The sequence below is a fragment of the Fuchsiella alkaliacetigena genome (assembly GCF_023227765.1).
Classification (GTDB): domain Bacteria; phylum Bacillota; class Halanaerobiia; order Halobacteroidales; family Acetohalobiaceae; genus Fuchsiella; species Fuchsiella alkaliacetigena.
In genome coordinates, this window is record NZ_JALKBZ010000023.1 from 25,100 (window position 1) to 38,890 (window position 13,791).

Consider the following 13,791-nt stretch of genomic DNA (forward strand, 5'->3'; position numbering starts at 1 on the left):
GGAGCTTTTATTGCAAGTTTAACTTTTTTAGTTGCTCAAAGTTAAAGTTATTTTTTACTAAAGTTATTATTTCAGTTACTAATCCTTCAATTTCATATTTAGCCACCTTAAACCAATTAATTTCTTCATCTTTTCTAAACCAAGTTAACTGTCGCTTAGCAAAATGGCGAGTATTTCTCTTGATAAGTCTAATAGCTTCCTCAAGGTCATATTCACCTTCTAAGTAGCCGATAATCTCTTTATATCCTAAACCCTGCATAGAAACTAAATCCCTATCATAGCCGGCCTGATAAAGCCCTTTTACCTCTTCTACTAAACCCTGCTTAATCATTTTATCTACTCGCTGATTAATTCGTTGGTAAATTTCTTTTCTATCTCGCTTCAAACCAATTTTTAACGCTTGATAACGTGGGGGACGCTTTTGAGCCTGTTTTTTAAAATAAGTACTAGTTTTACCTGTCTGTCGATAAACTTCAATTCCGCGAATCACTCTTCTTAAGTCATTTGGGTGTAATTTCTGAGCTAATTGAGGATCAACTTCAGCTAGTTTTTGATGAACATATTCTGTTCCTTTTTCCTCTGCTTCTTTCTCCAATCTTTCTCGCAACTCCCAATCTGTTTCCATTTCCGGAAAAATAAAGCCTTGGATTAAAGCCTTCAAATAAAGAGCTGTTCCTCCTACCAATAAAGGAACTTTACCTCGCTCAATTATCTCCGGAATCAATTCGTCAACTCTAGCTTGAAAATCCGCTACACTAAACTCCTCTTCTGGAGATAGTATATCCAACATATGATGAGGAATTTTTTCTCGTTTTTCCGGCGCCAGTTTAGCAGTACCGATATCCATCCCTTTATATACCTGCATAGAATCACCAGAAATAATTTCAGCATCCAATTCTTTAGCTAACTCTAAGGACAGTTCTGTTTTTCCTACGGCCGTAGTTCCTAGCAACACAATTAAAGGTTCCTGCATTAGAATCCTCCTTCTTTAGATTCGCTTAAACTTCTTAGCCAACTCCTTAGCTGAAAAATGAATAATCGTTGGCCTGCCGTGAGGGCAACTATACTTATCTTTAGCTGCTTCTAATTGAACTAATAAGTTCTCCATTTCTTCCTTAAGCAAGCGCTGACCACTTTTGATAGCACTCTTACAGGAAATCACAGTAGCTAAGTTTTTAAGCACTTTTTCAGTTTTATTAATTTTCCCTTGTTCTAGTAGCTCTTCTATAATATCACGACAGATCTCTTTAGTCTTTAATTTTCCTAATAGTTGGGGTACGGCCCTGATTAAGTATCTTTGTCCTCCAAAATGCTCGACTTCAAAACCTAAATTTTTTAAAGCTAACTGTTGTTCTGTTAATATCTCTATCTCCGGTCTAGTCAGTTCCAATTTTATTGGTACTAATAGGCTTTGCGATTGAACAGCAGTTTGAGCTGCTTTTTCTAATAATTGATTATAAATGATTCTTTCATGAGCTGCATGTTGATCAATAATATAAAGTCCCTGCGGGCCCTGAGCAACAAGATAAGTATTATTTAGCTGTCCTAGAGGCAAAAACTCACTTAAAGAAGGCTGTTGTTCGACCTCACCTGCTGGTTGATAGTCCAAACTAACTTCCTGTAAATTAACTCCTTTTTTAGCTTCAGCTTTTGTTTTAGAAGCTTGATACTCTTTTTTACTGCTTTTTTCAACTATTTGCTTAGTCTCTTTTGAACTTTGCTTATTAGCATCAGTACTTTCTTTTAATAGTTTTAAACTTTGCTGTTGAGCCTTTTCATCAGTATTATCCTGTTGAAGCACTTCTTTTTCCTCAACTAAATTAATCTTTTTGCTTAAGTCAGCTTGAGCTAAAGCCTCTTCAATTCCTGACTTTACAACTTTAAAAATTTCATCCTTTCTACTAAAGTTAACCTCCATCTTTTGGGGGTGAACATTTACATCTACCAAGATAGGGTTTAACTTAAGCATTAAAGCTACAATAGGATATCTATCTTTAGGAATTAAACTTCGATAAGCCTCAGTTACAGCCTCTTTGAGCAGTTTACTTTTAATGTAACGCCGATTAATAAAGAAAGATTGATGCTTAGCTGAAGCTCGAGTAATCTTAGGTTTAGTAATATAGCCCCGTAGTTGCATATACCGATCCTCATAATCTACCGAAATTAATTCCCGACTAACCTCTTTCCCGTAGATGCTAAACATAGTATCTAATAAACTATCGTTACCTGGGCTCTCTAATAGCTCTCTTTGATTATGGATGAGCTTAAAAGAAATCTCTGGATAAGCTAGAGCTAAACGATTTATAATATCACTGATTTTACTGATTTCAGTAGCTGTAGTCTTTAAATACTTATACCTAACGGGAGTATTATAAAATAAATCCTTAACTATTATATTAGTTCCTACTGGCGTTCCAATATCTTTAACTTCCAACAGCTCTCCGGCAGATACTTTAAGCAAAGTTCCAGCTAACTCTTCTTCACTTCTAGTTCTAATCTCTAGCTTAGAAATAGCAGCAATACTGGCTAAAGCTTCTCCGCGAAAGCCCAAGCTGCGGATAGAAAAAAGATCATTAGCTCGGCTAATCTTGCTAGTAGCATGGCGCTTTAAAGCTAGCTGAGCTTCTTCTCGTTTCATTCCTTGGCCATTATCTATTACTTGAATTAAATCTTTGCCTCCATTTTCGGCTTTGATCTCCAACTTACTGGCTTGAGCATCTATGGAGTTCTCTACTAGCTCTTTAACCACCGAAGCTGGCCTCTGTATTACTTCTCCAGCTGCTATTTTATTAATAACCTCTTTGGGTAGCATCTTAATTTTAGTACCCATTACTACTCACCTCTATCCTTTGTTATAATAACTGGCTATCTCTTTAAGCTAACCCCTCTCTTTCTAACTCTTTTTTGGCCTTTTGCTGAAACTCATGCAATGTATTCATAGCTTCCAAAGGAGTCATGGACATAATATCTAAGCCACTAAGCTCTTGTATGAATTCAATATTAGCTGAATTAAAAAGAGGTAGCTGTGTCAAGTTATTCGTTTCTTCTATTTTTTCCTTCTTATTTAAATCCAATTCTGCATCTTCATTAAGCTGTTCAATCTCTGTTTCTGCTTTCTGTTCTATCTGTTGCTGATAGTCCTTTGTTTCAGCTTCTAACTTAGCCAATACTTCACTAGCTCTGTCAATAACTTGATTAGGAATTCCGGCTCTCTTGGCAACTTCGATTCCGTAACTCTCATTAGCTCGACCCGGAACTATTTTATGTAAAAAAGCTATTTCTCCATTTTGTTCCTTTACAGCCACATTATAATTTTTAACACCCGATAACTGTTCTTCTAATTCTGTAAGCTCATGATAATGAGTAGCAAAGAGTGATTTAGCTCCGATTTTATTTAAATTACTGATATACTCTGTTACAGCCCAGGCGATACTAAGACCATCGTAGGTACTAGTCCCCCGTCCTACCTCATCTAAAATAATTAAACTCTGCTGAGTAGCATTATTGAGTATATTAGCTACCTCATTCATCTCCACCATGAAGGTACTCTGGCCAGTAGTTAAATCATCGGCAGCTCCCACCCGAGTAAAAATCCTATCTACTATACCTATATGGGCTTTAGTAGCTGGTACAAAGCTACCTATTTGAGCCAATAAAGTGATTAAAGCTACCTGTCGCATATAGGTAGACTTGCCTGACATATTGGGCCCGGTAATGATTAAAAATCTATCCTGATCACAGTCTAAATAAGTCTCATTCGGAACAAAGCCTTCCTCATTCAGCATCTCTTCTACTACCGGATGACGGCCCTTTTCTATCTCTATTACATCGCTAGCAGTAATCTCCGGCTGGCAATAATTATTATTAATTGCTACCTCTGCCAGAGAAACCAATACATCTAGCTGAGCTATAATATCGGCTGCCAGTTGAATTCTTTTGGTTTCACTAGCTACTTTATCTCTAATTTCAGTAAATAAACGATATTCTAACTCTACACTTCTTTCTTCAGCTCCTAAAATCTTAGCTTCCTTTTCCTTTAACTCTTCTGTAATATACCTTTCACTATTAGCTAAGGTCTGTTTTCGTTCATAGTTATCAGGAACTGAATCTAAATTAGCCTTAGTAATTTCTATATAGTAACCGTGCACCTTATTAAAGCCTACTTTTAACGATTTAATTCCAGTTCGTTCTTTTTCCTCTTTTTCCAAATTAGTTAACCAATCTTTAGCTGACTGCATAGCTTGGCGTAATTCATCTAAATCTTCATCATAACCGTCCTTAATTAATTCTCCTTCTTTAACATTCACCGGTGCTTCTTCTTTGATAGACTCTGCTATCAAAGCATGTACATCTTCTAAAGTATCTAGTTCTGCATTTAACTTTTCCAATTTAGCTGTTGAGAACTCTTTTAAAATTTCTTTTACTGCCGGTAGCTTAGCTAGAGAGCTTTTTAAAGCATTTAAATCTCTACCATTAGCTGAACCGTAAGTGATCTTCCCCATCAAACGCTCAATATCATAAACTTCTTTTAATTTTTCCTTTAGTTCTTCTTTAAAAAAGATATTATCTTTTAATTCAGCTACTGCTTCAAGGCGTTGCTTTATCTGTTGGGGATTTAATAAAGGCTGCTCAATCCACTTTCTCAACTTACGACCACCCATAGCCGTAACCGTTTGATCTAAAACCCAAAGCAGACTTCCTTTAAAGTCACCATTGCGAATAGTTTCTACTAATTCCAAGTTACGACGAGTATTAGCATCCAAAACCATATAATCTTCAGTAGAATAAGTAATCAGTCGATTGAGATGATCCAAGCTCTGTTTTTGAGTTTCAATTAAAAAACTTAAAGCCGCTCCTGCTGCTTCAATAGCTAAATCTAAATCATCACAACCAAAGCCCTTTAATGAATTTACTCCAAAATGGTCAGTTAACAGCTCATAAGCTTGTCGATAGTTAAAACGCTCTTCAATTTGATTAAGAATTGGATTTAAGTGTTCTTGAATGTAGTTAAATACTCTTTTTTCTTCGATTTCTTTAGTTATTAAACACTCCGCTGGGTCAATTCGAGCTAGCTCATCTATCAATTTTTCTTCAGCTTCATCATCAGTTAACTGAGTAACTGTAAATTCGCCAGTAGATATATCTACCGCAGCAAAGCCAAAACCTTCCTCATTACTAATAATAGCTGCTAAGTAGTTATTACTTTTATCCTCTAACATCTCGCTATCTATAACCGTCCCTGGAGTAATCACTCTCACCACTTCTCGCTTAACTATCCCTTTAGCTTGGCTGGGATCTTCTACTTGTTCACAAATAGCTACTTTATATCCCTTATCTATTAGTTGAGCAATATAAGAATCCGCCGCGTGGTAAGGAATACCAGCCATCGGCGTCTTCTTTCCTTTTCCCTTATTTCGGGAAGTTAGAGTTAGCTCCAGTTCTCTAGCTGCTAACTTAGCATCATCAGTGAACATTTCGTAGAAGTCGCCTAACCTAAACAGTAGTATTGCTTCTTCATACTCTTCTTTAATAGAAAAATACTGCTGCATCATTGGAGTTAGCTTCTGGCCCATTTATTTCACCTCCACCTTTAATAATAAACTCTCTAAAACATCATTATAACATAATTCAAAATTAAGATAAAGAAAAAGACCACAGGCCTAAAGCCTGTGGTCTTTAATTATTTACTTAATTAACAGCAACCTGCTTCGCAACTAGCAGCATCACATGCTTCTTCGCCTTGGATAGCTTTAGTAATAATTTGGTTTACAGTCTGCATTACTTTATTAAACTCCTGCTGGCTTTCCATAAACTCTTTGATCTTATCGTTATCCTGCATCTTAGCTTGAATAGACTGAATCTCTTGTTGTTGTTCTTGAGTAATCTGCTGACCGTTTTGTTGGGCCATTCTTAATTGTTGTTGCTTAGCTTGAAACTCATCAATTAATGCTTTAGCATCCTCATCAGCTTCCACAGCTTCTTCAGTGGCCTTTAAATTCTTATATTCACTCGACTCTACAATCTCTGCTCCTAATTCTTCAGCTTTCTCCATAATCGACATAATTAACGCACCTCCATATTTTCTTAACCTTTTCAGTTTAATCTCATTAACAAATTATCTGATTATATGTTTAATTTTGGTCTTGTAATGACTCAGTAATAACTTGATTTACATTCTGCATTATGTTATTAAATTCTTGCTGTTTTTGCATAAATGCTTTAATCTTATCGTTATCCTGCATCTTAGCTTGAATAGATTGAATCTCCTGTTGTTGTTGCTGAGTAGGCTGTTGACCATTCATTTGGGCCATCTGTAACTGCTGTTGTTTAGCTTGAAACTCATCGATTAATGCTTTGGCATCTTCATCGGTTTCCACAGCTTCTTCAGCTTCCTTCATTTCACTATATTCGTCAGACTCCACAATCTCTGCTCCTAATTCTTCGGCTTTTTCAACAATTGACATAAATTAACGCACCTCCGTATTTTCTTAACCTTCACTATAAGGTTTTCCATAAAAAAAGTTAATCTCCTTTGATTTTTAGAGATTATTCAATTAAACTTCCAAATAATGTCCAACTCTGTGCCTTATTTATATTAACATTTATTAGCTCTCCTGTCAAATTAGAATCACCAGAAAAAATAACTATTTTATTACTTCTGCTCCGACCCGTTAACTTAGAACTATCCTTCTTACTTTCTCCTTCTACTAATACCTCTAAAGTCTTGCCTACTAATTTTTCATTCTGTTCCTGACTGATTTGGCTCTGTAAATCCATTAAGCGCTCTAGCCTCTCTTTTTTAATATGCTTAGGAATCTGCTCTTCTAACTTGGCTGCCGGAGTACCGCTGCGCTGTGAGTACAGAAAAGTATAGGCCATATCGAACTTAACCTCTTTAACCACCTTGAGGGTTTCTTGAAAATCCGCTTCACTTTCTCCCGGAAAACCTACTATAAAATCGGTAGAAATAGCAACCTCCGGCATAGCTTCTCGAATCTCTTTAACTAATTCTAAGTACTCCTCTTGATTATAACCACGCTTCATTTCCTTTAAGATTTTACTGCTGCCTGACTGCATAGGTAAATGAATATGCTCACAGACCTTTTCAGTATCTGCAATAGTTTCAATTAACTTTTGATTAAAATCGCGAGGATGAGAGGTCATGTAACGTATTCGCTCTATACCATCTACTTTATTTAATTCTTGTAAAAGATCAGCAAAATCTATATTTTCACTTAAATCCTTACCATAAGAATTCACATTTTGGCCTAAGAGAGTTATCTCTTTGATACCTTCGCTACTTAATTCTCTAACTTCCTTTAATATATTTTCCACAGGTCGGCTTCTTTCTCGACCTCTTACATAAGGAACTATACAGTAGCTACAAAAGTTATCACAGCCATAAACAATAGTAGTCCAGGCTTGATAATCGGACTCTCTTTTAGCAGGTAGTTCAGGGATTAAGCCCTTTTCTTGCTCCCACACCTCTATTAAAGGATTTTGAAACTGTCTAGCTTCAGCTAATAACTCAGGAAATCTATGAATATTATGAGTTCCAAAAACAATATCTACATGTGAATACTTTTCTTTTATTTCTTGGACTATCTCTTCTTGCTGCATCATACAACCGCAGATACCGATAATCAGTTCTGGATTTTGACGCTTATATTGTTTTAAAGAGCCTACTTTTCCAAAAACCTTTAGTTCTGCATTTTCTCTGACACAACAAGTATTGATAATAATAACATCTGCTTTTTCTATATCTTCAGTTGGAGTATAGCCATCTTCTTCTAATACACCAGCTAATTTTTCAGAATCATGTTCATTCATTTGACAACCGTAGGTTATCGTATGATACATTCCTCTAGTTTCTTCATTTTCATTCATAACTATCAAACATCCTCTCCATATATTGTGTACAACCTGGCTAATATTATAACATAAAAATACCAATTTCCAAACCAAAAACTTAACTTTTGAATTTTCTCTACATTATATATAGGGGAAACAAGAGTCATTTTGGCCAGTTTCTACATTATATATAGATAATTCAGAAACAACTTTTATCAGTTTCTTCATTTATATATAAGCAGGGCCCTATTTCTTACTCTATATTCTATCAATCTGTCTTGAATAAAATTCCAAAAAATAAGCAAACTAAACTAAAGGAGTGTACAAATTATGCAAGCAATCGAAGCTGATCTTGAAGTTGCAAAAATAGATAATGAAAAATTAAAAGAATCTATAGAAACAAGATTTCAAAACTTTGATCCGTTTGAATTTGAGGAATTTATAAAAGGATTATTCTTAGATATGGGATTTGAAGCACACACAACTTCTTCTAGTGGAGACTTTGGAGCTGATATAATACTTGAAGACACAAAAACTGGAGAGGAAATAGCTATCCAAGTTAAAAGATATAAAAAAGGAAATAAGGTTGGAACTGCTGATATGAATCAAGTTGTAGGAGCTAAATCTTATTATGGTTGTGACAAAGCAATGATGATCACTACATCTTCTTGTACTAAGCCAGCTAAGAAATTAGCTAGATTAACAGATACAGAAATCTGGGAATGGGAAGAACTCGAAAGAAAAATTTATAATACTTATTCTGATCAAGTACCTTCATTTTATAAAACAGCTACACCGTCTTGGGATCCCTGGCTTATCTTCTCATTTTTGTTTTGGATTGCTGTTTTAATATTTTATATAGCAGTTTTTTATTAATCTTCTATCTTAACAAGAAAGCAATATATTAAACAGGGCCCTATTAAACTCTGCTATAACCTATATATAATGTAGGTTTTTTGCAGAACTAAATAAAATAGGGCCCTATTTAAATTAATCATTGATACTATCTTCAGCACTCCATTCAGACTCCAACCCTGCATCTTCTCTAAACTGCTTAGTCAAATGATCACTTCTCTTACTTTCCTTAGCTTCAAAATCCATCTCTATCTCGAAATCTGGCTCCTCCTGGAGAGCCCGATCTCTTCAATCAATAAAATCAATCTTATCTGCCAGCTTCCGTTCATACTTCCCTGCTTTCTCAGACCAATCGTGCCCAATTTCTTCATTGATATTATTGATCAAGGCATCGATAACAATATTCACAAATATTTTAACTATCATCTTTTTAATTCTACCCAGCCGGCCCTGTTTATCAATTAACTCCATCACTTTATCCAAAACATACTCTTTCTTAGCCTTTCCATCATCCCATTTATCCTCAGCCTCATCAATTCCTTCAAAGATTATCTCCCAAGTTTCACCCCAGAGATTATTAGCAGTCGATTCTAAAATTGATTTAGCTAATGATACTACAAAACCTAAAAAGACATTTTTAACAGCAGCTATCATTATAATCATCCTCTCAATTTGATTTTAATTAAAAAATAAAATAGCCGGCTACCATGCCCGCTATAAATCCAGAAGCAAATATAATCGTTTTTACTATCAACAACTTAGAGATCAAAGGCCAAAAACTATCATTTTCATTCATTGATCAAAACACACCCTTTTTGTTTCATTTTGTCTAGATTAACTAACTGCATTAATGAAGAAATCCCAGGGAAACATCGGCCCTGGACAGCTTTCGTGATGCTTTTCTATTTTATTTGCCTGCCACCTACTCTTAACCCCTTTGATTAAATGTATCAGTGCAGCTAACTGTTCTGCAGTTGGTGGATGTTTAGTGAAGTTCCCTGTAAGACAAATGCCAATATAATTTTGGTTTCTGCCTCTTGCATGGGCCCCAGCTGCATTCCAATTGCGTGCTGGCTCAATATCACCATTAGCTCTAATGACAAAATGATAACCTACACCCTTCCATCCTTTCTCCTTATGCCACTGATCTATAGTGTTGGCTGATACATCACCACTAGCAGAATGATGAATTACAATTCCTTCCCAGTTCAAATGATCACCTCCTCTATAAATTTAAAAATCACCACTACAGTGGTGAAAAGAGTTTAATTATATCTTCTAAATTAGCACCTAGACTCAACAGTAATGCAGCTGATAAGGTTATGATCAGGATTAACAATGGTCTATTATCCTTCTTGGCTAGCTCAGTAATTACTTCATCTGAGCTGTTTTGTGGATCGCTGCGGGCCCGGAAATCTATAAAACTATCACTGATTGATCTCATCTCCTTAACCAAATCATCAAGTTTTGCTTCCATCTTCTCAAATTCACCTGCTATATTCTCCATCTTTACACCTCGCTTTCCGGCCCTTTTCTCTAGCTTTGAGTACTCTTCTTCTAAATTGGAAACCCTTTCTTTAACTCGATTAATTCTCTTATGCAATTCGTCAACTTCATCCTGCAAGGCTTCTATATAGACGTTGTGTATTTCACACTTTGGTTTCTTGCTAATTATCACCACCTACCTTATCAAATAAAAAACACCCTCTCTGGGTGTCTGCTCTTTCAATATAATAATTATCATTCTACTCTTTTCCAATACTTTATACCATCCTGAAGCTCGGCAACTTCTTCCCAGACCCCTCTCCAATTATCTAGATCACTCGGATTATCTGCTCTAATAACTACATTGCCAACAGGATGCAGCAGATCAAAATCTATATGCTGGCCATTAATTATCACTTCGCCAGTTTCAGTATCTTGCTGTATTTCCAAGTCAACCCCAAGCACTTCATTACCATCGGGATCTATAGCAGATATAGATCCTCTGCTGTCTTCATAAAGTCTAAGATCTTGTATATTTATAGGTCTAAATAGCTCAGAGTCTAAATTTAAGTCCCATATAAAGTAGGGGTCGTATTCAACTAAGGTTAAATCAGATGATTTTTCACTTAGATTATGACTAATTTGCTTAATTTTACAAAAATCGCTAACATCAATACTTTCTAAATTAACTAAGTTACCTATATCTAAATGAGGTACTATATAGGTGCTTAGTTCATATATTTTCCACTCTCTGCATTTTTGATCGTGAAGGTATAAAGTGTTTAAAGCAGCTAAAGTATGATCCTGAACGTATTTATTTGCTTCTAGTTCATAAGTGTTATCTGGAGATTCTACTTGTGTATAATCTATTGAATTACCTTCAAATTTGAATAGAGGATGACCTCTCAGTTTAAATCTTTGAATATAGACTTTAAAATCGTAAGGATTTTCAAATTGAACTTTACCCCCAGTTTCGTCAAACTCTAACTCATAATCGATCTCCACTTCATTACCTTCTTGATCTTCAAATAAGGTTATTGGTTCTTCATCAAGTTCCAAACAAATTGGAGTAATGTATTCAAATCTAATCCAGTTGCTCTTCTCTTTTTTATCTATTACAATTCTGGCTCTGTCATTTCTTTCATCATAAGCTTCTTCTGATTCGATATACTGCCAAACTGTTTGTTTTTCCCCTTGTCTAAACTGAGTATAAGTAACTTCTACAGCGTCATATTCAGCTTCTTTTGTTTTTACTTCTACATTTTCTTTAATATTGCTGGATAAACTGTCGTGAGCATCATTAAAAGTAAGTCGTGTAAAAGGGGTATTAAATACTAACTTTCCATCGTGGTTAATATAAATTTCACCCTGAACACTTTTAGCTAGTTTAGAAAACTCAGACATAATCTTTTCGCCTTTTTCAAGATAAGTATAGGGGACAATTAAATGGTTATCTGTCATAACTTCCATACCTGCTGCATAGCTGGATTCTAGTGGTGATTGAAGTATAATTTTATTATCTTCTTCATTAATTGAGCTAATTACATTAGTTTCATCACCGATAATTATGTTAGCTCCTACAAAAAAATCTTCTGTAGATTCTACTTCTAAAATATCGGCTGCTGCTACCTTGGAAGTCAATTTAGTGCTAATGATATTAGGATTAAATGCACTAGTAAATATCATTTCATCTTCTTCAAAGCTCATCATTGCAGCTAATTGATGGAATAATGAATTTTCAGGATCAAAGCTATTGCAGATATACTGATCTAATAAAACTTTATTTTCAGAAAACTCTCTAGTTATCCCCTCATATATCTTATCATAAACTTTTATATTATAGCTGTGGTGAATATTGCTATTATTTCTGTCATAAGGCTGTACTTCACCTTCAAAAATATTTATAGTATGATCTTCAAATTTACTTTGAACTACAATTTTATCTTCTGGTGCTAATAACTCTTCAATTTCTATGGATTCATGTCTATTTAACTCTATATCAAAATCAATTTTATTAGCTGAAGTCCTATCCTGCTTTGATACTGTCTCGCTGTTGTGGTTAAAAGATTTGGGGTTTATATGTTCATTAAGTATAATATCTTTATCTATATTCTTAATGAAAAATTGAAACTTATCTAAGTTATTAAATTCTTTCATTTTTTCTTTTGTTTCATCAGGTAAAACTATAGCATTAAAGAAATTTTTAATTTTAGCTTCTAAAAGATTACTTTTGAATTTTATCTTATTTTTGAGAGTCCGGCCCTGATAATCAATAATAACTTCCGCATTATAAAGATAAGCACTATTATATAAATAAGGATGTCTGGGAAATTCAAAGTTAAAATATTGGTCTGATTCATCTGTGCTTTCTATAGATATTTCGGAATATTTCGTGCTTATTAGTCTATTGATATTAGTTTCATCAACATTAGTGCTAGTAGTTAATGAAAAGTGGTTAGTAATTAGTCTATTTAAACCTACATTAATTAAGCTATTCTGATAATGTAAACTATTAAGCTTAGTAACATTAACTCGGTTTAACTGAATTTGACTAAGTATATTAACCTTGTGCTTGGTGAAATGATTATTCAAAAGTTTGCTAACATTAACTTCATTATAGAATTTAATTTTGGTTTTATTAATGTAATTAATAATATTAGTTACCCAGCTTCTTGGTTCTCCTACTATTTGGACATCGGAACTTATATAATCAGATTGAAAGTTGAACTCATTTAAAGTACTAACTGATAGATAAAAATCTCCCCTATCATCTGTTTCTAGTTGATAATATGTTTGGTCGCCAATCCAAGTTTCTTCTTTAACATCATCTTCGCCAGATTTAGTACCTACCTTTATATAATAACCTATTATTTCTGATTCTTCTTCTGGTTCTTCCCACTCCCAAGTTGGATCATCTACATATTCATCTTCACAAATAGGTTTAGAAGGAGGTAAGGGAGTATCCCAAGAATCTTTATCTTCATATAGTCTATCATTGTATATAAATTCTCCCTTTTTATAATCCATTTAAAATACCTCCTTTCTAGTAAGAATAATGTGAAGAATATGAATTAAAAACTATCTGAAAATTATTAAATTAAATATCTACATAAAATCTAATATGATTTAATAATAACTTTTTGATTTATACTTGTTTAATAATTCCTGATATAATTCATCATCTTTATTTATTTTACTTTCTTTTATAATAACTTCTTCTGATTGGTTTCTTATTATTGATTCTTCTAAAGCATTAATTAAATCTTCAAATTTTAACTCATGATCAACAGTAGAATTAATATTATCAACTTCTAGTTTTAAATCATTTGCTTCGTCTGTTAAATATAAATCAACATTAAAATCATCAGAATAATCTTGAAAATTTCCTACACAAAATCCTGTATCTTCTATAATATCCCTTGATGAACAACAAATAGACTTTCCATTATCTTTATTTACAAAATAGTTTCCATCTCTTTTGATATTAGCGTTTAATTCATAAAACATAAAACTTAGATACTTAAAATAAGGACATTTGTCCTCCTAAAACAAGATTTGATTAATTTGATAACCATGTGTAAAATATAATCAACCATTAAA

General features: G+C 34.0%; 12 protein-coding genes. 1 reads left to right on the forward strand and 11 read right to left on the reverse strand.

Going from position 1 to position 13,791, the window contains the following annotated elements:
- Positions 1-7 precede the first annotated feature (7 nt).
- From miaA to miaB, 6 genes are all read right to left on the reverse strand, one after another.
- Positions 8-973, reverse strand: a complete 966-nt coding sequence (gene miaA, locus MWH30_RS08120; RefSeq protein ID WP_248663571.1) for a tRNA (adenosine(37)-N6)-dimethylallyltransferase MiaA — start codon at positions 971-973, stop codon at positions 8-10.
- Between the two features lie 15 nt (positions 974-988).
- Positions 989-2,830: a DNA mismatch repair endonuclease MutL gene (mutL, locus tag MWH30_RS08125; protein WP_248663572.1), complete on the reverse strand. Its 1,842-nt coding sequence runs from the start codon at positions 2,828-2,830 to the stop codon at positions 989-991.
- Positions 2,831-2,873: 43 nt separating this feature from the next.
- Positions 2,874-5,573, reverse strand: a complete 2,700-nt coding sequence (gene mutS / locus MWH30_RS08130) for a DNA mismatch repair protein MutS (protein WP_248663573.1) — start codon at positions 5,571-5,573, stop codon at positions 2,874-2,876.
- 119 nt (positions 5,574-5,692) lie between these two features.
- Complete coding sequence (locus MWH30_RS08135) at positions 5,693-6,061, reverse strand: YlbF/YmcA family competence regulator (RefSeq protein WP_248663574.1); 369 nt, start codon at positions 6,059-6,061, stop codon at positions 5,693-5,695.
- A gap of 70 nt (positions 6,062-6,131) precedes the next feature.
- The gene (locus MWH30_RS08140) at positions 6,132-6,464 is read right to left on the reverse strand and encodes a YlbF/YmcA family competence regulator (RefSeq protein ID WP_248663575.1); all 333 of its coding nucleotides are present in this window, start codon (positions 6,462-6,464) and stop codon (positions 6,132-6,134) included.
- 82 nt (positions 6,465-6,546) lie between these two features.
- Positions 6,547-7,887, reverse strand: a complete 1,341-nt coding sequence (gene miaB, locus MWH30_RS08145) for a tRNA (N6-isopentenyl adenosine(37)-C2)-methylthiotransferase MiaB (RefSeq protein ID WP_248663576.1) — start codon at positions 7,885-7,887, stop codon at positions 6,547-6,549.
- A 294-nt stretch (positions 7,888-8,181) separates the two neighbouring features.
- Here miaB and MWH30_RS08150 point away from each other — a divergent pair, with 294 nt between their 5' ends.
- Positions 8,182-8,727 (forward strand): restriction endonuclease, encoded by a 546-nt coding sequence (locus MWH30_RS08150; protein ID WP_248663577.1) that lies wholly within the window; start codon positions 8,182-8,184, stop codon positions 8,725-8,727.
- Between the two features lie 267 nt (positions 8,728-8,994).
- Here the strand turns inward: MWH30_RS08150 and MWH30_RS08155 are convergent, their stop codons facing one another.
- The 5 genes from MWH30_RS08155 to MWH30_RS08175 form a co-directional block, all read right to left on the reverse strand.
- Positions 8,995-9,369 carry a hypothetical protein gene (locus tag MWH30_RS08155; RefSeq protein ID WP_248663578.1) on the reverse strand — a complete coding sequence of 125 codons (375 nt, stop codon included), beginning with the start codon at positions 9,367-9,369 and terminating at the stop codon, positions 8,995-8,997.
- A 171-nt stretch (positions 9,370-9,540) separates the two neighbouring features.
- The gene (locus MWH30_RS08160; protein ID WP_248663579.1) at positions 9,541-9,918 is read right to left on the reverse strand and encodes an N-acetylmuramoyl-L-alanine amidase; all 378 of its coding nucleotides are present in this window, start codon (positions 9,916-9,918) and stop codon (positions 9,541-9,543) included.
- Between the two features lie 34 nt (positions 9,919-9,952).
- Positions 9,953-10,384, reverse strand: a complete 432-nt coding sequence (locus MWH30_RS08165) for a hypothetical protein (protein WP_248663580.1) — start codon at positions 10,382-10,384, stop codon at positions 9,953-9,955.
- A 62-nt stretch (positions 10,385-10,446) separates the two neighbouring features.
- Positions 10,447-13,218, reverse strand: a complete 2,772-nt coding sequence (locus MWH30_RS08170) for a hypothetical protein (protein WP_248663581.1) — start codon at positions 13,216-13,218, stop codon at positions 10,447-10,449.
- A gap of 99 nt (positions 13,219-13,317) precedes the next feature.
- A complete protein-coding gene (locus MWH30_RS08175) occupies positions 13,318-13,698 on the reverse strand; it encodes a hypothetical protein (protein ID WP_248663582.1) in 381 nt (126 codons plus the stop codon).
- Positions 13,699-13,791 lie beyond the last annotated feature (93 nt).